Here is an 18992-nt window from a genome sequence, read left to right as displayed (position 1 = left end):
CCGCTCACTGACCAATCAACTTCTATTATATTCGGCGGTTTAACTCTTATTGTCAAGCAAAACTTATGAAGCCCCTACTCAACTATTGGTTATTAGATTAAGGGCTACTGATGATTTGAATATTAGGGCTACTGATATTTGAATGTTCAATAGAACTTGATATACAAATAGTATACATTAGCGTATGTTTTTTGTTAGAATCTAGTCTTGCCATCTGATTGCTGGTTCGAGTATCGACATTATCAGTAATAGTGACATAACCCTATACTTATTGAGTTGTGCTTATCGATAAGTACGATTACCTGTCTGTTTTATTGATTAAAAGGATTGCTATCATGGCCTATTTATCTATGCTAAACCTCTCTACCAAAGTTTATGCTAGTTTAATAACAGTTTGTATTTTGGTTTTATTTATGAGTAGCAGCCATGCGGTTCAGGTCTACAAGTCGATCGGCTCTCATGGTGAGACTAAATATAGTCAACACCCGCCTCAAGATGCCAGGAATATCGAAGTTATCGAGTTTCGTAACGATGGTCGCCAAAACAATGCTGGTCAAATGGCGGGCAAGACTGACGCTAATCAAGCAAACTCTACTCAGAGCTCAGAAGATCAGCGCGTTGCTCAGTTAGAAGCACGGATTGCAGAGCAAGAAGCCCAAGCAATTGCTCAACGTTGTCAATCGCTGCGTAATAATTTGACCAACCTAAATGTGGGCGGGCGTATCTATGAAATGGGTGCTGATGGTAAGCGTAAATACTTAGACAGCCGTGAGATTGAGCTTAAACGTGAACGTGTCCAGCAAGCGCTTGGTCAGTACTGTAACGGCGCTACTATCTAATTGCGCATTATTAGTACTTTAGATTATCTCAATACATAAGACTTTGCATCACGTGACGAATAGCGGCTGGCATATCTTGGGCTTGCAAACCTCGTTGCCCGATCAGTAATGGTAGATGTGAAAAGGTTTTGCTTTCAGCTTTATAGGCGGGCAACTCTATTAATATATCTCCTGCTAACCCATGGATCAGCACGGCTTGATGCAAACTGCGCTGTTGCTCTGTTAAATCTTGCTGGGCGAGCAACCCTGCAATGACTCCCGATAATACGTCACCCATGCCAGCACTTGCCATACCGGCATTACCTGTACCGCACACATAGAGCTGATCATTCTCCAACACTAGCGACCCTGCACCTTTTAGCACCCAGTTCCCGCCATAAGTCTCAGCGCCTTTTTTGATAGCCGCCAGACGATCGGACTCAATAGCAGAAACTTTTTTATTCAACAATCTTGCGGCTTCACCACTATGCGGGGTCAAACAAACTTGATGGCTTTGGCTATAGTCTAAAAGCTCGTTTACTAGCTTGTTATTATCTGTGTACAAGGAAGCTAAATGATAAAGACCATCAGCATCGATAACTATTGCACAGTTTTGTACCATAGCTGCTTGAAGATAACTGGTAAAGACATTTTTGGCTTTTTCATCACGGCCCAGTCCCATGCCTATCGCTATAACGCTAGCCTCTTTAATAAGACTCTTAACGCCCTGTTGATCATGTAAATCTATGGTCATAGCATCCGGTAACGACGTCAGTAGCGCTCCGTGAAAAGCCTCATGGCAAGCGACGGTTATCTTACCGGTACCGGTTGCCATAGCACTGGCAGAGGATAATATTGCAGCGCCGCCCATGCCTTGCGAGCCATCGACACGATTACCGCCAATGACCAATACATGTCCGTAGCTGCCTTTGTAACTATTTTGCTGACGTGCGGATAACCTATAAGCACTTTTTAGCAGCTTAGCAGCTGGTTTTGTGGGTTTATAAGGGATCAAAGGAATATCAATCAACTCCCCAGCGTAGTCCATCCCATCTTTAGTATGCAGTCCAAACTTACGAGCAACTAAGCATAATGTTACGTCTGCTTGTATCGCTACGCCCTCAAACACTTGCCCTGTAGAAGCCACCAACCCACTTGGAATATCGATAGCAGCTACTAATGCAGCGACCTGCTGAGCCGTTTGAGTAAATAAATGAATAGCTTGTTCATAGACACCGGCTGGTGCTCTATCGAGCCCAATACCAAACAGTGCATCAACATAGACATCAGCCTGTAAGCAATTATCGCATTCAAGATCTCTATTCTTTATATCTTCAAAGCGCTGATAATGACAATTGGCCTTTAAAGCTATTTGCTGTGCTTTTTTAGCATCAGACATAGAAGAGCTAACAGCATGATTTTCAGTGCTTCCAGCATTGTCAATATGGTCTATGCCTACGGTTATAATCTGTACTTGCCAGCCTGCCTGTTGTAGATAATAAGCAACCAACCAACCATCGCCGCCATTATTACCGTGCCCTACCCAAACGCAAGCGCGTGGGGATTGGGTTTTACGTTGGTAACCGCTTTCTAGTGAAGACTGCCGCTTTTCATTGAGCTCAATAATATGCTGGGCTATTTGCCAAGCCGCCTGTTGCATAAGCGCAAAACTACTATAACCTTCATTAAACCAGTCTTGCTCCATCGCATAGACTTGCTGGCTACTATATAGATAAGTGGGTGAAGTGTTGGTCATTAGCAAGTTCGAATGAAATGCCGAGGTCAATTTTAAAGTCATAAATCTTCCTTATTTTTATTATTAAGCTGAATAATTGAGCGTAAACTATGAGATAAGCCTAACAAAAGCAAGGTGTGCATTGTGTATTGATATTAATAACAAAGGCTGTCAGTGGTTACTGTATTTTTTATACTTATCCTTTTTAAAGCTATCTTATAATTATCCGTATATAGTTATCCGCATAAAAGTTACATGACTAAAGGTTACATACTAAGCAATCTAGCCTATCATGAGCTTAGCGATAAAAGCCTTCGCCTTCTATTCCTCTTTCAACTCCATTATTAATATAAACTTTTATGAAATCAGAACTACCTGCAAACCAACACTTTCCTGCTTCGTCAGATACACAAAGAGAGTCTATTAACATAGTCAATACTGATGATTTCGCAACAGCAGATGCGGTTAAGCACTGGATTAAAACCCAAGCGCAAGCGTTAGGATTTGCTGATTGTGGGTTTATCTCTGTCCAACATCCTTTATTCGCCCAGCAGCTCAAAAGGCTTGAGCAGTGGCTAGAGAAAGGTTATGAAGGTCAGTTACAATTCATGCATAACAATCATGACTTGCGCGCGCACCCAGAGAAAATGGTTAGCGGTGCCAAAACCATTATCAGTGTCAGAATGGACTACTTAACCCAGGCGCCTACACCGCGAGCCGTCATGGATAATGACTATCCTAATAAGGGAATTATTGCTCGTTATGCTCGAGGCCGTGATTATCATAAAACTATGCGCAGTCGCCTAAAGCAATTGGCTTTAATAATAGAAGCTAAGCTTCCAGAGTGGCAGCACTTAAATATTGATGGCAATATTGACAGTCATGATGACCCTACCGGGTTTATTTTTAGACCTTTTAGCGACTCCGCCCCTATCTTTGAGCGTGCTATTGCCGATGCCGCAGGGTTGGGCTGGACGGGCAAGCATACCTTGCTCCTAAATAGGCACGCCGGCTCGTTCTTTGTATTAGGCGAGTTATTTACCAGCTTAGTGTTGCCCGATGATAAGCCTGTTAGCCCTCATTGTGGGAGCTGCCGCGCTTGTATAGACATCTGCCCAACGCAAGCCATTGTCGCTCCTTATGAGCTAGATGCGAGAGCCTGCATTTCCTACCTGACTATTGAACATCAGGGGACAATTGATATTAAATACCGCCGTGCTATTGGTAATCGGGTCTTTGGTTGTGATGACTGCCAGTTGATCTGTCCTTGGAATCGATACGCTAAGCTCACCAGCGTCCCTGATTTTGAGCCTAGGCATGATCTTGATAACAGTAGCTTGCTTGAGTTGTGGCAATGGACAGAAGAGCGCTTTTTACAAAACACTCAGGGCAGCCCACTTAGACGTACCGGCTATGTTAATTTTTTACGTAATATAGCTATTGGTTTAGGAAATGCTGAGGCCAGTGAATCTACTATCATTCAGCTACAAACTAAATTAGGCGTTCATAGTCAAATGCTTGATGAGCACATCCAGTGGGCAATAGAAGAGCAGCAGGGTAAGTTGAACAAGTTATAATATGAGTTATCAATTCTATTTAAAACTATAAGTTAACACCATAAAAAACGCCTCTTATATTATAAAAGGCGTCTTGTAAATTTTCACTAAAACTTACTTATAAAGACTAAGGCTTAGGAATACGTAATACTTGGCCAGGATAAATCTTATTTGGGTCTGACAGCATAGGCTTATTGGCTTCAAATATAGTCATGTAGTCATTGGCTGACCCATAAACTTCTTCAGCAATTTTAGATAAGCTATCACCAGATTTTACCGTATACATGGTTGATTCTGGCGCATCTTCTTCAATATCTATATTATCAATGACTTTTGCAACATTTTGCACATTACCAATGGCAATAATCGCTTTTTCACGATCTGCCTGAGTTTTAGCGTTACCACTAATCTCTGCTGTATCAGTCGAACCGTTATATTTAACTTTCAAATTGCTAATATTTAGGTTTTGTTGTTGGATACGGCGCAATAGAATATTAGCTACCGACTGAGCAGAAGGTTCATTATCTTTTACTGGTGTATTAGCATCTGCTTTGGTTTCTACTTTAGCATCATGTTTTTTATCATCACGATTAAAGATTTTATCCCCAATGTCTTTTGCAAAACTAAACATCCCCATATAAATACTCCTTTAATATTATTAATGGTTCTAAAAACACTCTAATTGAGCGCTTTAGGATTATTATTACTTTATACTACTGTTATGGCGCTTCGCTTATTATAGTTTACTTATCATAGATAGCATTATCTGCTATTTATATTCTATAACGCCTTAGCACTGATAAAGAGTATAACAAAGGAGCCAAGCTTACGTAGTGAGAGTATGTTGAATAATGTTAAATTGACATAGGTTGTGTTAATAAACAGATTAAAGGCTGTAAGTGCAATCTTTATGGGTAAGCTGCAAAACTAAAGCGATAAAAAAACCGCTTATCGTGAAGATAAACGGTTAATTATAAGCCAGTCTGATAGCAAGCGTTTATAGTTGAGCTTGTACGTAATCAATCGCTTTTTGAACTGTAGTCAATTCTGCTGAATCTTCATCAGGAATAGTAATACCAAAATCACTTTCAAATGACATAACTAATTCAACCAAGTCGAGTGAATCAGCACCTAAGTCTTCCATAAAAGAAGCTTCGTTGTTGATGTCCTCTACGTTCATACCCAATTGCTCTGCTACTGCAGACTTTACTCTTAATTCAGTATCATTACTCATGTAGATATCCCTTTTAATCTATAAGTTTTTGAGTCACCAAACAGCCGTTTTTTATTAGCTGATGGCATTATGGAGAATGCAATATATATGTTATCTCTAACATTTCATGTCAGCTCTAACACTTCATAATGAGTGTTGCATCTTTATTTGATGTCTTATAAGACCTAGCTATGATACAGGTCTTTGACATAAAAGTATTCGCTATTATAACACCATTTATTAGAGTTTACACTCGTTCACACAAAATTTTATTCTCAATTAATAATTCGTTGCCAAGGCTTTTTTATTAACTTTATGCGGTTAGTATCAAGCTCACTATAGCTGTCAAGCCTACATATACATGCCGCCATTAACTGGAATGACCGCTCCTGTAATGTAACTGGCTTCATCACTAGCTAAAAACAGTACCGCGGCTGCAATATCTTCAGGCTGGCCTAGTCGACCGATGGGTACGGCATCCAGCATAGAGTTGAGCAAACGCTCATCTAGCTCGTCAGTCATATCCGTTTCAATAAGCCCCGGCGCTACACAGTTGATAGTTACTTGACGTGAACCAATCTCGCGTGCAAGAGTACGGCTAAAGCCTTCAACGCCCGCCTTGGTCGCCGCATAGTTCGATTGGCCTGCATTACCCATTTGTGCCACTACTGAGCTTATATTAATGATGCGCCCACGGCGTGCTTTCATCATACCGCGTACAGCACGCTTACTCATACGATAGACTGACGATAAATTGGTGTCAATAACGCTTTCCCAATCTTCATCTTTCATACGCATCAGCAAACCATCTTGGGTAATACCGGCATTATTAACTAACACTTGTACTGCACCATAAACGCTTTCAATTTCTTCGAAGAGCTTATCAATTTGTGCCATATCACGGACATCTAGTACCCGACCGATACCACCACTATCATGCAGATAGTCATTGATTAAATTGGCACCTTTTTCAGTGGTGGCAGTACCAATAACAAAATGGCCTTCCTTTGCAAACCGTTTGGCGACTGCTTTACCAATTCCTCGGCTAGCGCCACTAACTAACGTAATCGTACGGCTCATGATAACACCTCCATCAATTTATCGAGTCGAGCTGGCTTATCGGTAGGATAACTCACAATGGGCTGGGCCTGACGTTTGGCTAAATTACTCAGTACATTACCACTACCACACTCAATTAAAATATCAATTTGCTTATCAGCCAACTCTTGCATGGTCTGTGACCATAATACCGGCTCACTTAACTGTTCAGTCAGTGCTTGCTTAATACCCTGAGTACTGGTTTCGACTCGGGCATGGCGGTTCTGAATGACTGGAATATCTGCTTGCTCAAAGTCTATAGAAGCTAATATCTCAGCAAGTGCGCTGCTCGCAGGCTGCATAAGCGCACAATGTGAAGGTACACTTACCTTTAATGGGATGGCTTTTTTACCGGTGTTTTGGACTTTATCAATAACCGCGCTCACTCCTACAGCATTACCTGAGACCACAACCTGACCCGGACTATTAAAGTTAGCAGCGCCTACAATCGCATCATCAACGTGCTCGGTTGCTTGCTCACATAAAGTCTCAACCCTATGGTCTTCTAATCCTAAAACGGCGGCCATAGCGGTATCAATACCTTCGACAGCCTCTTGCATCAGCTGACCGCGTTTATGCACCAGTTTTACAGCATCTGCAAATGAAAGCACTCCCGCAGCGCAAAGCGCACTATACTCGCCTAACGAGTGTCCTGCCATATAACATGGTTTATGACGCAGCTTTTCCTGCAAAATCCTCCAAATAGCTATACTAGCAGCTAATAATGCTGGCTGAGTATAGTGAGTTTGGTTAAGACGTTCTTCATCTTGGCAGATTGCCCACAAATCTTCACCAAGTACCTCACTGGCTTCATCGAAAGTTGCTTTGATTTGTGGATAATGCTCACTAAGCTCTGCTGTCATACCCACTGCTTGTGCGCCTTGACCAGGAAAAATAATAGCAATACGAGGATCTGCTATTTTTGTATCAGGTTGTGATGCCATAGCCAATATTCCTTCCGTAAGTGGAAATATCCCTATAATAAATTAGGTATTATTTTAAGAATGAGTGCTGATGTATAATTTTATTATAATGAGACCTAAATTATCATCAACGATAAATAATCATAAGTAAACTATACACCGCTATCAGTATTTATCATAGTCGCCTCTCTATTAGGGAGTAGCTCTAAATTATTCATGATAATTGATCTTACTCTAACCGATAGCCAACAACAAAAAACCAAGCTATTCAACTATCTGTTTTATGATAGTGAAATAACTTGGCTTTTTTTACTTAATACATATCTACCAATTAAAAGGCTTTATCTGCTCAAGATAATTGAACAAGCATTGATATTAAATGTCCAATATCAGAATACATACAGAATAGCCTAGCAAAGGTTCAATGATTTAAGCATCTTGACTTACTTTAAACATCTGACGACCACGATAGAAACCGTCTTTCGTCATGTGATGACGACGATGCTTTTCACCAGTGGTAGCATCTACGCTAAGCTCAGCCACAGTCATATGATGGTGTGAACGGCGCATGTCACGACGAGAACGGCTTTTACGACTTTTTTGAACGGCCATGATATAGCTCCTATACTTAAAAAGGGGTAAGCTTGTATTTTAGCTTAGAGCGATGTTAACTTGAGATTATGGTTATTAATAATCATAACACCTAAAGTTTATACATCGTTAAAAATGGGTTAGCTACTTGCTCAAACACCTAGATTAAGTCTAAATTTATGGATATTTCGCTCAATCAGTGGTTGTAAGCTAGCAGTAAGTTGCCAGTATGCAATAGACCGGACATTATACGCATGTTTGAACAATTAATAAAGCCCTGCTGTGCACTCTTCTACATAATAATTAGCAGTAAGCTAAAAGATAGCCTTGAATGGGTAAATCTTTAGCGTATTATAGCTTGCCTTTTAGAGCGGCTAAAGCAGCAAAAGGGTTTTCTACTTCCTCTTCTGGTATATCCCCCACTTGATCAATCTCTAGCTCACAATCATCATGTTTTGGTGCCATTGGGGTCTTTAATAATATCTCATCTTCGATCAATTTTTTGAAGGGCAATAGACGTTCAGGTAACTGCTCAATAAGAATTTCATCTAATAGTAAATAATCTTGCTCTTCATCAAGAAGATTCATCTGGCTCTCATCTTCGAGTAGCGCCATATCATAATTGTCAGTCAAATCGATAGCGACTGGTTGTAGGCAACGTTGACAAGTCAACCATACTTCGCCCGCCACATTAAAGGCTAAATGTAGTAAGTTATTGCGACGATACAAATTGGCAGTGATTTGCATTTTTGGCTGTTCATGTTCATCAGCTAATAATGCAGCTAAGCGCTCAAAGTTTACAGGCGACATTACTCCTGCCCACTCGAATCCAGAATCTGCCCACTTATCTAAGACAATATGCTCAGGCATGGTTGCCGGCTTGTTTGTTTGAGTGCCCATATTTTTATTATCAATAGATTCAGAGGTTGTGGTTGTATTGATTGTAGAGTTTGACATAAGCGGCCTCGCTGTTCAAAACGGTGTATAATATTGGCTGTCATACTAACCGAAAGTTCGATTGGACTCTAGCGCTAGTATGTTACGATTTTTGCTACCATTTATGAATAAAATTAATCACTTATGGTAGTTTTCTTATCCACTGCAAGCTTTTAATTTGTATGTTTATGATTTTTGATAGTTCTAATAATACCCACCTAAAAACTGACGGTGACTTTGTTTCTTCTACTGTAGACTTTTCTAGTTTGTTAAATGAAGACGTTGCTTTAGATTTATCAGCTCATCTTGATGCAAGAATAAGTCATCTTGATGCAAGAATAAGTCCAAAGCATAAAAACTTACAGTATTTAATAACTAATAACTCTTTATATCGCCCTCTAAAAGCCGCCCATTTAAGTACTCAACAATCAAAGAGTAGTGAACGACAGGCTACCGATGTGCTGATCTCTTTATTTGATTTATTGTTTGCTGAACAGAATGTAGAGCTAATACGCGGTAGTGGTGAGCCCGAATATTTTCCTGCTAATAATGATCAACCTGCACGTATTGAGTTTGCCCACGGTTTCTTTGCTAGCGCTTTACACGAAATCAGCCATTGGTGTATTGCGGGTGAAGCACGCCGGAAACTAGCAGATTTTGGCTACTGGTATGCAGCAGATGGCCGTTCAGCAGCTCAGCAACAAGCGTTTGAACGTTTAGAGATCAAACCGCAAGCCTTAGAATGTTTGTTCTCCCTCGCTTGTCAGCGACCGTTCCAAGTCTCTCAAGACAACTTATTTGCTGACTTTGACACTAGCAACAGCACTTTCCCCACTGATGTCTATCAACAGGCTTCGCATTATATAAACCACCCTAACAAGTTGCCACGTGATGCTCAACTCTTACTATGGGCATTGCTGACTATTGGTTTCACTAGATAAATAATGCTATTTATCTATCTCTTCAATCTAATGCTTATAGCCTAATGCTTATAGCTGCTATATATTTAGCTAAAATCCAGTAATAGGCTTTCAGTGTTTTTAACGTTTGCATACTATTTTTAACGGCATGCCTCTACAACTCATAGCTACATTGACGCTATACTAGTCTAATACCATGACTCTGAGCAACAAAAACTAAGCAAATAGGATTATAAAAATAGGAGTAATTATGCAAACTTTTTATATTCATCCCGACAATCCACAGCCTCGTCTCATAGACCAAGCTGCTGCTCTACTGCGTGATGATAAATTACTGATCTATCCCACTGATACCAGCTATGCCTTTGGCTGTCGCCTTGGTGCAAAAGATGCTCTTGAAAAACTTAAACAAATTCGTGAACTCGATGATAAACATCAATTTACGCTATTATGTCGTGATTTAAGTGAAATTGCCACTTATGCCACCGTCGATAACACTCAATTTAAGCAGCTCAAAGCGCATACCCCTGCTCCTATCACTTTTATATTGAACGCCACCAAGGATGTTCCAAAAAAGTTAGCTCACCCTAAGAAAAAAACCATTGGTATCCGGGTACCAAGTAATCCAATTGCTCAAGCATTACTAGAAGCTATGGACGAGCCGATATTAACCAGTTCATTAATACTGCCTGGTCATGATGACATCCTCGATGATCCTATGGATATCGAAGAGTTGTTAAGTAACCAAATAGATGGCTTAATTAATGCAGGTATTAAAACTACTAAACTAACGACTATAGTAGATATGACCAATAGTCAGCCAGAAATTATAAGGCAAGGTGCGGCTGATGTTGACGCATTATTGTTATAACTATTAGCAGTAACGTATACATAAAATCTGAATATAAAAAAAGCTCCAATTAATTGGAGCTTTTTTATAACTTTAATTTCTATCTATAAACATAATGAGTTTATAGTACTAGTCACGATCAACCAGTTCTACATAAGCCATAGGTGCGTTATCACCATCACGATGACCACATTTTACGATACGTAAATAGCCACCTGGACGGTCCTGATAACGAGGGCCTAAAGTACCAAATAGTTTACCCACCATAGGCTTACTACGCATGCGGCTAAATGCTAGACGACGATTAGCCACACTATCTTCTTTAGCCATAGTAATCAATGGCTCAGCGACGCGGCGTAATTCTTTAGCTTTTGGCAAAGTAGTTTTGATCAGTTCATGCTCAAATAATGAGTTGGTCATGTTCTGGAACATTGCCTTACGATGACTGCCGGTACGACCCAGCTTGACTCCACTCTTACGATGGCGCATAGTCAAATATCCTTAAAGTTTAACGGGTACGATAAGAAAAGCGATCATCAACACGTAGATCAGCAGGTGGCCAGTTATCTAGGCGCATACCGAGCTCTAAATCTTTAGACGCTAACACGTCTTTGATTTCGGTTAATGATTTCTTACCAAGATTTGGGGTTTTAAGTAGTTCAGTTTCTGAACGTTGGACCAAATCACCGATATAGTAAATGTTTTCAGCTTTTAAGCAGTTGGCTGAGCGAACCGTTAGTTCAAGGTCATCGACAGGGCGTAATAGCACTGGATCAACCTCTTCTTTTTCTTTCACAGGCTCAGGCGCTTCTTCAGCTTCTAGGTCAACAAAGATAGAAATCTGTTGTTGCAAAATAGTGGCTGCTTTACGAATTGCTTCTTCTGGATCAATTGTGCCATTAGTTTCAAGCTCAACGATGAGACGATCAAGGTCGGTACGCTGCTCTACGCGAGCGTTCTCAACCTGATAAGCAACACGTAGCACTGGGCTAAAGCTTGCATCAAGCTTTAAGCGGCCAATCGCTTTAGTGTCACCATCTTCACGGCGTTGGTTTGCTGGCTCATATCCACGACCCATTACTACGCGCAGACGCATCTTAAGATGACCACGGTCGCTTAATGTCCCCAATACCAAATCTGGATTGATAATATCGACATTATGCGGCAATGAGATATCTGCAGCAGTAATAGTGCCTGGACCTTGTTTATCCAAGGTCAAAAATACTTCATTTTGATCATGAAGTGTAATTGCCAAACCCTTAAGATTTAAGAGTAAGTCAAGTACGTCTTCCTGCAAGCCTTCAAGCGTTGAGTATTCATGGTCAACACCATCAATCTCAGCTTCGATAACTGCAGCACCAGGTAATGAAGATAATAAAATACGACGCAGGGCATTCCCTAAGGTATGTCCAAAGCCGCGTTCTAACGGTTCGAGCGTGACTTTCGCAATCGTTTCATTAACCGTATCCACGTTAATGGCGTTCGGCGTTAGAAACTCAGTTGCATTTAGCATCATGATGTCACCTCGATTTGTTTAACGGGTTTAATTGACATTGCTTATCCCGTATAAGTTGGAGATAAGCAATTTTGTCAGTTACTTAGAGTATAGCTCAACAATTAAGCTTTCGTTGATTTCAGCAGGTAGATCAATACGATCAGGCGCTTGTTTAAAAGTACCTTGCAGTTTGCTGTGATCAACATCTAGCCATTCTGGAATACCACGTTGGGTAGCCAATTCAATAGCGTTTTTAATACGCAATTGCTCGCGAGCTTTCTCTTGGATAGCAATGACATCACCATCATTCAACTGAATTGAAGGAATGTTTACACGAACATAGTCATCACGGCCAGCTCTTTTTACCATAACCGCACGGTGGCTAACTAGCTGACGTGCTTCAGCACGAGTTGAACCAAAGCCCATACGATATACAACGTTATCTAAACGGCTTTCTAGCATAGCTAGTAAGTTCTCACCAGTAGCACCACGCTTACGAGCGGCTTCTTTATAGTAGTTGGCAAATTGACGCTCAAGCACACCATAGATACGCTTAACTTTCTGCTTCTCGCGTAGCTGTAAAGAATATTCTGAGCTCTTATTACGGCTCACACCATGTTGACCTGGTGGACGAGCTGCTTTCTTAGTTTTTACGTCATAAGGTTTTACACCAGACTTAAGACCTAAGTCAGTGCCTTCACGACGTGATAATTTTAATTTTGGTCCAATATAACGGGCCATCTTTATGTCTCCTATAAGCTCTTATAATAAAAAGCTTCGTCTTTAATATTAGACGCGGCGCTTTTTCGGCGCACGGCAACCATTGTGTGGGATTGGGGTTACATCAGAGATGCTGTTTACTTTATAACCCAATGCACCTAGTGCTCTTACCGCAGACTCACGACCCGGTCCTGGTCCTTTGACCAAAACATCGATATTCTTAACACCATATTCTTGAGCCGCTTTACCAGCGACCTCAGCTGCAACCTGCGCTGCAAATGGTGTAGATTTACGTGAACCACGGAAGCCTTGTCCACCTGAAGTGGCCCAAGCCAATGCATTACCTTGACGGTCGGTAATCGTAACAATGGTGTTATTAAAAGACGCATGGATATGGGCTACGCCCTCCGATACTGAACGACGAGTCACCTTTTTGCGACTACGAGTGTCTTTAGCCATCTTTTAGCTTCCTAAGTTAATTATCTTTTGATTGCTCTACGTGGACCCTTACGAGTACGCGCATTGTTTTTAGTGTTTTGGCCACGTACAGGTAAGTTACGACGATGGCGAATGCCACGGTAACTGCCCAAATCGACCAAACGCTTAATATTCATTGACACTTCACGACGAAGATCACCTTCAGTCGAGTAGTTTGCAATCTGTGCACGGATAGCATCTAACTGTGTATCATCTAACTGACTGATTTTAGTAGTAGGTTCGATGCCAACTGCTTCTAAGATTTTCTGAGCAGTGGTGCGACCTACACCAAAGATGTAAGTTAGTGAAATAACAGCATGCTTATTATCCGGAATGTTAACACCGGCAATACGAGCCATTGATTTCTCTCCATTATAGAAAAATAGACTTTATTTATTATAAATAATGCAATATTTTTCAGATTTATTGCTGTCGACACTGTTATTTCTATAGTACTTATTATCATGTTAACTGGATAAAAAAGCTAAAGACAATACTAAGCTATAAAAATAATAGTATAAACTACGGCAAGTGGCGGATGATATCGCATCCGCCGTTATTTTTCAAGTGTTAATTTAACCTAAAGAGCAGACTTATTACTACTGCTTATATTCTAATTAACCTTGACGCTGTTTGTGACGCGGCTCTGCGGTGCAGATAACATGTACACGACCTTTACGGCGTACAATTTTGCAGCTACCACAAATCTTTTTAACTGATGCTTGAACTTTCATCGCATGCTCCTTGAGATATCACACCACTCATTTTAAGGTTGAGTGGGCGACTGAATTAACGTCTGATCATGATATTGATGGGTCATCAAATGCGCTTGAATTTGCGAGATGAAGTCCATTACCACAACCACCATAATCAGTAACGAAGTACCACCGAGGTTAAACGGTACCCCAAATCCTGACTGGATGACCATCGGCATTAAACAGATAACCGTCATATAGATGGCACCAATGAAGGTTAAACGGTTCAATACATGATCAAGATAACGCTGAGTTTGTTGTCCGGGGCGGATACCTGGAATATAAGCGCCACTACGTTTAAGGTTTTCGGCAACTTCACGGGGACTAAAAACTAATGCGGTATAAAAATAGCAGAAGAAAATAATCATCGCACCGAACAGAACCAGATACAGTGGCTGTCCCGGAGACAGCACTAGTGCCATATTCTGTAATATCTTTTGGGTAAAGGTAGGATCTGCCGAATGACCGACCCACTGTCCTAAACTTGCTGGAAAGAGCAACAACGAGCTGGCAAAAATAGCAGGAATAACCCCTGCCATGTTTATTTTCAGCGGCAAATGTGATTGCTGCTGAGCATATATTTTGCGGCCTTGTTGTTGCTTTTGTGCATAGTTAACAGGGACTCGGCGCTGGGCACGTTCGATATAAACGATACCAGCAGTCACTGCGACACCTAATACGATAAAGATAAAAAGTACAATCAAGTTCATCTGCCCTTGATTGACCTGTTCGATAGATTGCGAAATCATACCTGGCATACCAGCAACAATACTGGCAAAAATCAGCATTGAAATACCATTGCCCACGCCACGTTCCGTAATTTGCTCACCGAGCCACATTAGGAACATAGCGCCAGCCACCAATGAAGTAACTGCAGGGATATAAAAGGTAAGACCGCTAGATAATGTCAAGTTCTGACTGATCAGACCGGCACACATTCCAAGTGATTGTACTAGTGCTAAAGCAAGTGTCCCTTGACGGGTATACTTGTTAAGTTTGCGTCGCCCTGCTTCACCCTCTTTTTTGAGTGCTTCAAGCGACGGTACTACTGCTGACATCATCTGTACAATAATGGACGCTGAAATATAGGGCATAATGCCTAGCGCCATTATCGACATTCTCTCAAGCGCACCCCCTGAGAACATGTTAAACATACTCAAGATAGTGTTTTCATTACGCGAGAATAAATCTGCCAAATTGACTGGATTGATGCCAGGAACAGGAATATGTGACCCTAAACGATAAACAATCAATGCGCCGATTAGAAATAGTAAACGCGTCCAGAGCTCATCATACTTACGTATAAAGGCAAAAGGGTTAAGCGGAATACCAGCCGATGACATTGATTGTTTTGACACGTTACTACTCCTCGATGCTACCACCAGCAGCTTCGATTGCTTGCTTGGCGCCTTTAGTCACTTTTACACCTTTAAAGGTATAAGCTTTAGCGACATCGCCTGACAAGATAATACGAGCACGCTTCATATCATGACGGATAATGTTAGCTGCTTTTAAAGTTTCAACGCTAACCACATCACCTTCGACTTTGTTCAATTCAGAAAGACGAACTTCAGCCGTTGTCATTGCCATTTTACTGGTAAAACCAAATTTTGGTAGACGACGGTAAATAGGCATTTGACCACCTTCGAATCCTGCACGAATGCTAGAACCTGAGCGTGATTTCTGACCTTTTACACCACGACCACCGGTTTTGCCAAGGCCTGAACCGATACCACGACCACGACGTTGGGCTGTTTTCTTAGCGCCAACACCTGGTGATAATTCATTTAATCTAAGTCCCATTACGCTTCCTCCACTTTTACCATGTAGTTGACGCGATTTACCATACCACGAGTAGAAGGAGTATCTTCTACTTCAACAGTATGATTAATTCGGCGTAAACCCAATCCTTTCAAGCTCGCTTTGTGGCTCTTAAGGCGATGGGCACCGGATTTTATTTGAGTGACTTTCATTTTTTTCATCGTAACTCACCTAGTCTAAATTAGCCCAAAATTTCGTCTACAGATTTACCACGTTTGGCTGCCATCTTTTCTGGAGTTGACATATCACGTAAACCGTTGAATGTTGCGCGTACAACGTTAGCCGTGTTGGTAGAACCATGACATTTAGTTAAAACATCTTTGACACCAGCAACTTCTAATACCGCACGCATTGCGCCACCAGCGATTACGCCAGTACCTTCAGATGCAGGCTGCATATAGACTTTACTAGCACCATGACGTGCTACAATAGGATGATGCAAAGTAGCATCATTAAGCTCAACCGTAATCATATTACGTTTAGCAGCTTCTAGCGCTTTTTGAATAGCGGCTGGTACTTCACGGGCTTTACCGCGACCGAAACCAACACGACCATTACCGTCGCCAACTACTGTCAGAGCTGTAAAAGAGAAAATACGACCACCTTTGACCACTTTTGCAACGCGATCAACAGTAACCAAGCGTTCTACTAAACCGTCTGTCTGTTCATTTTTCGCCATGATTAAAACTCCAATCCATTTTCGCGAGCAGCTTCAGCTAAAGCTTTTACTCGACCATGATATTTAAAACCACTACGGTCAAAGGCAACTTTGCTGATACCAGCTGCTTTTGCACGTTCTGCGATCATTTGGCCTACCGAAGTCGCTGCATCAGCGTTACCAGTCGCACCTGAGCGCAGGCTGTTGTCTAAGGTAGATGCCTGAGCGATCACTTCACCACCGCTAGGAGAGATAATCTGGGCATAGATATGCTTTGGCGTACGATTAACCGTTAAACGATGAACACCTAAATGACGGATATGCGCGCGGGTTTTCTTAGCTCGACGCAGACGAGCTGCTTTTTTATCAAACATTTCAACTCACCTTATTTTTTCTTAGCTTCTTTGCGAATCACGTATTCGTCACTATAACGAATACCTTTACCTTTATAAGGCTCTGGTCGACGGAAGTCACGAATATTAGCCGCTGCTTGACCCAACTGCTGTTTATCGTTTGACTTTAAAACGATTTCAGTTTGAGTTGGAGTTTCAGCCGTAACGCCTTCAGGTAGCGTATATTCTACTGGGTGTGAGTAACCAACGTTCAAAGTTACTTTATTACCCGCTACTTGCGCACGATAACCAACACCGATTAATTGAAGACGTTTTTCAAAGCCTTCATTAACGCCTGTAACATAATTGTTAAGCAGAGCACGCATGGTGCCAGTGTGCATCATGGCTTCTTTTGAATCAGCTGTAGGTGAGAGAACGATAGTATCATCTTCTTGTTTCAGCTCGACCAATTCATGCAGGTGTAAAGACATATTACCGTTCTTGCCTTTAACTTCTACCTGCCGATCGTTCAAAGTAACGCTTACGCCGCTAGGCAACGTTACTGGGGCTTTAGCCACACGAGACATAGGAATATTCCTTAAAAAATTAAAACTTCTATTAGCGAAAAAACTAACAGGCTAAAAAGCCTGCTAGTTTATCATAATTAAACTCGTTAAACACCCGTCAATTTTATAAAATTGTTAGCTGTTCATTTAACTTAAATCAAGTATTAATATATCAACTATATTAAACAGGATTTAGCAGAGCTCAAATAGACTTTATCGTTATACTATTGCTAGCTTTATAGCTTAAGCAACGAATGCAACGATTTCACCACCGATACCAGCAGCGCGAGCAGCACGATCACTCATGATGCCTTGACTGGTAGATACGATAGCTACACCCATACCTTGCTTAACAGTAGGGATATTATCTTTGCCGCGATGCTGACGTAGGCCAGGACGGCTAAAGCGTTGGATAGTTTCGATGACAGGTTTGCCTTCGAAGTATTTTAATTCAATAGATAGTGTCGCTTTATTGTTAGCTTCTTCAGTAACAACAGCGCTCGCCACATAACCTTCGCTAACTAATAGATCAGCGATTGATTTACGTAGCTTCGAGCTTGGCATAGCTACGGATACTTTATTAGCCATTTGTGCGTTACGAATACGGGTTAGCATATCCCCAACGGTATCTTGCATACTCATGTAGTTACTCCTTACCAGCTTGCTTTACGAACACCAGGTACATCACCTTGCATGACTCGCTCACGCAGCATATTGCGTGATAAGCCAAACTTACGGTAGTAACCATGAGGACGACCAGTGAGACCACAGCGATTGCGTAGACGTACTGGCGATGAGTTACGTGGTAGAGCTTGTAGCTCTAACATCGCATCCATACGCTCTTCGTCAGAGGCATTCATATCACTGATAGTTTCTTTTAGCTTAAGACGCTTCTCAGCGTACTTAGCTACCATTTTTTCGCGCTTTAATTCGCGGTTAATCATGCTCTTCTTTGCCATAACGTCTTTACCTTATTTAAATGGGAAGCCGAATGCTTTGAGTAACGCACGACCTTCTTCATCATTACCAGCTGACGTGGTGATAGTCACATCCATACCGCGGAGACGATCTATCTTGTCAAAGTCTACTTCTGGAAATACGATTTGCTCTTTAATACCCAGTGAGTAGTTACCACGTCCGTCAAAGGCTTTAGGTGAAAAACCACGGAAGTCACGAATACGAGGAATCGCAATGGCAATGAGACGATCTAAAAATTCGTACATTTGCTCACCGCGCAGCGTTACTTTACAGCCAATTGGCCATTCTTCACGAATTTTGAAACCAGCAACGGATTTACGAGCTTTAGTTACTACAGGTTTTTGACCAGAAATTGCGGTCATGTCTGCTACTGCACCTTCAAGTAATTTCTTATCTTGAGATGCGCCACCTACACCCATATTAAGTGTGATTTTAGTGATTTTAGGCACTTGCATCACATTATCTAAACCAAGCTCTTGTTTGATTTGCTGCTTTAGTTCATCGTTATATAAAGATTTTAATCTTGCCATTACCATTACACCCTTAGTGT

26 protein-coding genes are annotated in these 18992 nt (G+C 41.3%); 4 read left to right on the top strand and 22 right to left on the bottom strand.

Going from position 1 to position 18992, the window contains the following annotated elements; all coding sequences use genetic code 11:
* Positions 1-335 precede the first annotated feature (335 nt).
* A complete protein-coding gene (locus JMX18_RS12825; protein WP_201588118.1) occupies positions 336-839 on the top strand; it encodes a DUF4124 domain-containing protein in 504 nt (167 codons plus the stop codon).
* A 28-nt stretch (positions 840-867) separates the two neighbouring features.
* On the opposite strand, the gene JMX18_RS12820 is transcribed toward JMX18_RS12825, so the two are convergent.
* Entirely contained in the window at positions 868-2616 is a 1749-nt protein-coding gene (locus JMX18_RS12820) for an NAD(P)H-hydrate dehydratase (RefSeq protein WP_201588117.1), read from the bottom strand.
* Between the two features lie 296 nt (positions 2617-2912).
* On the opposite strand from JMX18_RS12820, the gene queG reads away from it, so the two are divergent.
* Entirely contained in the window at positions 2913-4130 is a 1218-nt protein-coding gene (gene queG / locus JMX18_RS12815) for a tRNA epoxyqueuosine(34) reductase QueG (protein ID WP_201588116.1), read from the top strand.
* Between the two features lie 106 nt (positions 4131-4236).
* Here queG and lysM read toward each other — a convergent pair whose 3' ends face one another.
* From lysM to JMX18_RS12785, 6 genes are all read right to left on the bottom strand, one after another.
* Entirely contained in the window at positions 4237-4746 is a 510-nt protein-coding gene (gene lysM / locus JMX18_RS12810; RefSeq protein WP_201588115.1) for a peptidoglycan-binding protein LysM, read from the bottom strand.
* 360 nt (positions 4747-5106) lie between these two features.
* Positions 5107-5343, bottom strand: coding sequence for an acyl carrier protein (acpP, locus tag JMX18_RS12805; protein ID WP_201556541.1), 237 nt, complete (start codon positions 5341-5343; stop codon positions 5107-5109).
* 330 nt (positions 5344-5673) lie between these two features.
* On the bottom strand, positions 5674-6402 hold the full coding sequence (gene fabG, locus JMX18_RS12800) for a 3-oxoacyl-ACP reductase FabG (RefSeq protein WP_201588114.1): 729 nt from the start codon (positions 6400-6402) through the stop codon (positions 5674-5676).
* Positions 6399-7364 carry an ACP S-malonyltransferase gene (gene fabD, locus JMX18_RS12795; RefSeq protein ID WP_201588113.1) on the bottom strand — a complete coding sequence of 322 codons (966 nt, stop codon included), beginning with the start codon at positions 7362-7364 and terminating at the stop codon, positions 6399-6401. Before fabD ends, fabG begins: the two co-directional genes overlap by 4 nt.
* A gap of 408 nt (positions 7365-7772) precedes the next feature.
* On the bottom strand, positions 7773-7955 hold the full coding sequence (rpmF, locus tag JMX18_RS12790; protein WP_201529707.1) for a 50S ribosomal protein L32: 183 nt from the start codon (positions 7953-7955) through the stop codon (positions 7773-7775).
* Positions 7956-8285: 330 nt separating this feature from the next.
* Entirely contained in the window at positions 8286-8891 is a 606-nt protein-coding gene (locus tag JMX18_RS12785; protein ID WP_201588112.1) for a YceD family protein, read from the bottom strand.
* 161 nt (positions 8892-9052) lie between these two features.
* Between JMX18_RS12785 and JMX18_RS12780 the strand changes: the two genes are divergently transcribed.
* Positions 9053-9811 (top strand): elongation factor P hydroxylase, encoded by a 759-nt coding sequence (locus JMX18_RS12780; RefSeq protein ID WP_227674663.1) that lies wholly within the window; start codon positions 9053-9055, stop codon positions 9809-9811.
* Between the two features lie 229 nt (positions 9812-10040).
* Positions 10041-10661, top strand: a complete 621-nt coding sequence (locus JMX18_RS12775; protein ID WP_201588111.1) for an L-threonylcarbamoyladenylate synthase — start codon at positions 10041-10043, stop codon at positions 10659-10661.
* A 108-nt stretch (positions 10662-10769) separates the two neighbouring features.
* Here JMX18_RS12775 and rplQ read toward each other — a convergent pair whose 3' ends face one another.
* The 15 genes from rplQ to rplE form a co-directional block, all read right to left on the bottom strand.
* Positions 10770-11129, bottom strand: a complete 360-nt coding sequence (gene rplQ, locus JMX18_RS12770) for a 50S ribosomal protein L17 (protein WP_201588110.1) — start codon at positions 11127-11129, stop codon at positions 10770-10772.
* A 19-nt stretch (positions 11130-11148) separates the two neighbouring features.
* Positions 11149-12156 (bottom strand): DNA-directed RNA polymerase subunit alpha, encoded by a 1008-nt coding sequence (locus tag JMX18_RS12765; protein ID WP_201588109.1) that lies wholly within the window; start codon positions 12154-12156, stop codon positions 11149-11151.
* Between the two features lie 78 nt (positions 12157-12234).
* Complete coding sequence (rpsD, locus tag JMX18_RS12760) at positions 12235-12876, bottom strand: 30S ribosomal protein S4 (RefSeq protein WP_201588108.1); 642 nt, start codon at positions 12874-12876, stop codon at positions 12235-12237.
* Positions 12877-12924: 48 nt separating this feature from the next.
* The gene (rpsK, locus tag JMX18_RS12755; protein ID WP_058368279.1) at positions 12925-13314 is read right to left on the bottom strand and encodes a 30S ribosomal protein S11; all 390 of its coding nucleotides are present in this window, start codon (positions 13312-13314) and stop codon (positions 12925-12927) included.
* A 20-nt stretch (positions 13315-13334) separates the two neighbouring features.
* Positions 13335-13691 carry a 30S ribosomal protein S13 gene (gene rpsM / locus JMX18_RS12750; RefSeq protein ID WP_201588107.1) on the bottom strand — a complete coding sequence of 119 codons (357 nt, stop codon included), beginning with the start codon at positions 13689-13691 and terminating at the stop codon, positions 13335-13337.
* Between the two features lie 258 nt (positions 13692-13949).
* The gene (rpmJ, locus tag JMX18_RS12745; protein ID WP_025644371.1) at positions 13950-14066 is read right to left on the bottom strand and encodes a 50S ribosomal protein L36; all 117 of its coding nucleotides are present in this window, start codon (positions 14064-14066) and stop codon (positions 13950-13952) included.
* Between the two features lie 32 nt (positions 14067-14098).
* Complete coding sequence (secY, locus tag JMX18_RS12740) at positions 14099-15430, bottom strand: preprotein translocase subunit SecY (RefSeq protein WP_201588356.1); 1332 nt, start codon at positions 15428-15430, stop codon at positions 14099-14101.
* A gap of 19 nt (positions 15431-15449) precedes the next feature.
* On the bottom strand, positions 15450-15890 hold the full coding sequence (gene rplO, locus JMX18_RS12735; protein ID WP_201588106.1) for a 50S ribosomal protein L15: 441 nt from the start codon (positions 15888-15890) through the stop codon (positions 15450-15452).
* On the bottom strand, positions 15890-16069 hold the full coding sequence (gene rpmD, locus JMX18_RS12730) for a 50S ribosomal protein L30 (RefSeq protein WP_201588105.1): 180 nt from the start codon (positions 16067-16069) through the stop codon (positions 15890-15892). The genes rplO and rpmD overlap by 1 nt, the downstream gene beginning before the upstream one ends.
* Positions 16070-16089: 20 nt before the next feature.
* Entirely contained in the window at positions 16090-16587 is a 498-nt protein-coding gene (gene rpsE / locus JMX18_RS12725) for a 30S ribosomal protein S5 (protein WP_201588104.1), read from the bottom strand.
* 2 nt (positions 16588-16589) lie between these two features.
* Complete coding sequence (gene rplR, locus JMX18_RS12720) at positions 16590-16940, bottom strand: 50S ribosomal protein L18 (protein WP_201588103.1); 351 nt, start codon at positions 16938-16940, stop codon at positions 16590-16592.
* Between the two features lie 11 nt (positions 16941-16951).
* Positions 16952-17485 carry a 50S ribosomal protein L6 gene (rplF, locus tag JMX18_RS12715; RefSeq protein WP_201588102.1) on the bottom strand — a complete coding sequence of 178 codons (534 nt, stop codon included), beginning with the start codon at positions 17483-17485 and terminating at the stop codon, positions 16952-16954.
* Positions 17486-17707: 222 nt separating this feature from the next.
* The gene (gene rpsH, locus JMX18_RS12710; protein WP_201588101.1) at positions 17708-18106 is read right to left on the bottom strand and encodes a 30S ribosomal protein S8; all 399 of its coding nucleotides are present in this window, start codon (positions 18104-18106) and stop codon (positions 17708-17710) included.
* 11 nt (positions 18107-18117) lie between these two features.
* On the bottom strand, positions 18118-18423 hold the full coding sequence (rpsN, locus tag JMX18_RS12705; RefSeq protein WP_201588100.1) for a 30S ribosomal protein S14: 306 nt from the start codon (positions 18421-18423) through the stop codon (positions 18118-18120).
* A 12-nt stretch (positions 18424-18435) separates the two neighbouring features.
* Positions 18436-18972 carry a 50S ribosomal protein L5 gene (rplE, locus tag JMX18_RS12700; RefSeq protein WP_201588099.1) on the bottom strand — a complete coding sequence of 179 codons (537 nt, stop codon included), beginning with the start codon at positions 18970-18972 and terminating at the stop codon, positions 18436-18438.
* Positions 18973-18992 lie beyond the last annotated feature (20 nt).

It is taken from the genome of Psychrobacter jeotgali (assembly GCF_904846315.1).
Classification (GTDB): domain Bacteria; phylum Pseudomonadota; class Gammaproteobacteria; order Pseudomonadales; family Moraxellaceae; genus Psychrobacter; species Psychrobacter jeotgali.
The sequence above is the reverse complement of the archived record's forward strand: the minus strand, read 5'-3'. Positions and strand labels throughout refer to the sequence as shown.

Bases quoted from the DNA above. Each gene is read 5' to 3' on its own strand.
- JMX18_RS12825 (WP_201588118.1), top strand. From the start codon at position 336: ATGGCCTATTTATCTATGCTAAACCTCTCTACCAAAGTTTATGCTAGT.
- JMX18_RS12820 (WP_201588117.1), bottom strand. From the start codon at position 2,616: ATGACTTTAAAATTGACCTCGGCATTTCATTCGAACTTGCTAATGACC.
- queG (WP_201588116.1), top strand. From the start codon at position 2,913: ATGAAATCAGAACTACCTGCAAACCAACACTTTCCTGCTTCGTCAGAT.
- lysM (WP_201588115.1), bottom strand. From the start codon at position 4,746: ATGGGGATGTTTAGTTTTGCAAAAGACATTGGGGATAAAATCTTTAAT.
- acpP (WP_201556541.1), bottom strand. From the start codon at position 5,343: ATGAGTAATGATACTGAATTAAGAGTAAAGTCTGCAGTAGCAGAGCAA.
- fabG (WP_201588114.1), bottom strand. From the start codon at position 6,402: ATGAGCCGTACGATTACGTTAGTTAGTGGCGCTAGCCGAGGAATTGGT.
- fabD (WP_201588113.1), bottom strand. From the start codon at position 7,364: ATGGCATCACAACCTGATACAAAAATAGCAGATCCTCGTATTGCTATT.
- rpmF (WP_201529707.1), bottom strand. From the start codon at position 7,955: ATGGCCGTTCAAAAAAGTCGTAAAAGCCGTTCTCGTCGTGACATGCGC.
- JMX18_RS12785 (WP_201588112.1), bottom strand. From the start codon at position 8,891: ATGTCAAACTCTACAATCAATACAACCACAACCTCTGAATCTATTGAT.
- JMX18_RS12780 (WP_227674663.1), top strand. From the start codon at position 9,053: ATGTTTATGATTTTTGATAGTTCTAATAATACCCACCTAAAAACTGAC.
- JMX18_RS12775 (WP_201588111.1), top strand. From the start codon at position 10,041: ATGCAAACTTTTTATATTCATCCCGACAATCCACAGCCTCGTCTCATA.
- rplQ (WP_201588110.1), bottom strand. From the start codon at position 11,129: ATGCGCCATCGTAAGAGTGGAGTCAAGCTGGGTCGTACCGGCAGTCAT.
- JMX18_RS12765 (WP_201588109.1), bottom strand. From the start codon at position 12,156: ATGATGCTAAATGCAACTGAGTTTCTAACGCCGAACGCCATTAACGTG.
- rpsD (WP_201588108.1), bottom strand. From the start codon at position 12,876: ATGGCCCGTTATATTGGACCAAAATTAAAATTATCACGTCGTGAAGGC.
- rpsK (WP_058368279.1), bottom strand. From the start codon at position 13,314: ATGGCTAAAGACACTCGTAGTCGCAAAAAGGTGACTCGTCGTTCAGTA.
- rpsM (WP_201588107.1), bottom strand. From the start codon at position 13,691: ATGGCTCGTATTGCCGGTGTTAACATTCCGGATAATAAGCATGCTGTT.
- rpmJ (WP_025644371.1), bottom strand. From the start codon at position 14,066: ATGAAAGTTCAAGCATCAGTTAAAAAGATTTGTGGTAGCTGCAAAATT.
- secY (WP_201588356.1), bottom strand. From the start codon at position 15,430: ATGTCATCGGCTGGTATTCCGCTTAACCCTTTTGCCTTTATACGTAAG.
- rplO (WP_201588106.1), bottom strand. From the start codon at position 15,890: ATGGGACTTAGATTAAATGAATTATCACCAGGTGTTGGCGCTAAGAAA.
- rpmD (WP_201588105.1), bottom strand. From the start codon at position 16,069: ATGAAAAAAATGAAAGTCACTCAAATAAAATCCGGTGCCCATCGCCTT.
- rpsE (WP_201588104.1), bottom strand. From the start codon at position 16,587: ATGGCGAAAAATGAACAGACAGACGGTTTAGTAGAACGCTTGGTTACT.
- rplR (WP_201588103.1), bottom strand. From the start codon at position 16,940: ATGTTTGATAAAAAAGCAGCTCGTCTGCGTCGAGCTAAGAAAACCCGC.
- rplF (WP_201588102.1), bottom strand. From the start codon at position 17,485: ATGTCTCGTGTGGCTAAAGCCCCAGTAACGTTGCCTAGCGGCGTAAGC.
- rpsH (WP_201588101.1), bottom strand. From the start codon at position 18,106: ATGAGTATGCAAGATACCGTTGGGGATATGCTAACCCGTATTCGTAAC.
- rpsN (WP_201588100.1), bottom strand. From the start codon at position 18,423: ATGGCAAAGAAGAGCATGATTAACCGCGAATTAAAGCGCGAAAAAATG.
- rplE (WP_201588099.1), bottom strand. From the start codon at position 18,972: ATGGCAAGATTAAAATCTTTATATAACGATGAACTAAAGCAGCAAATC.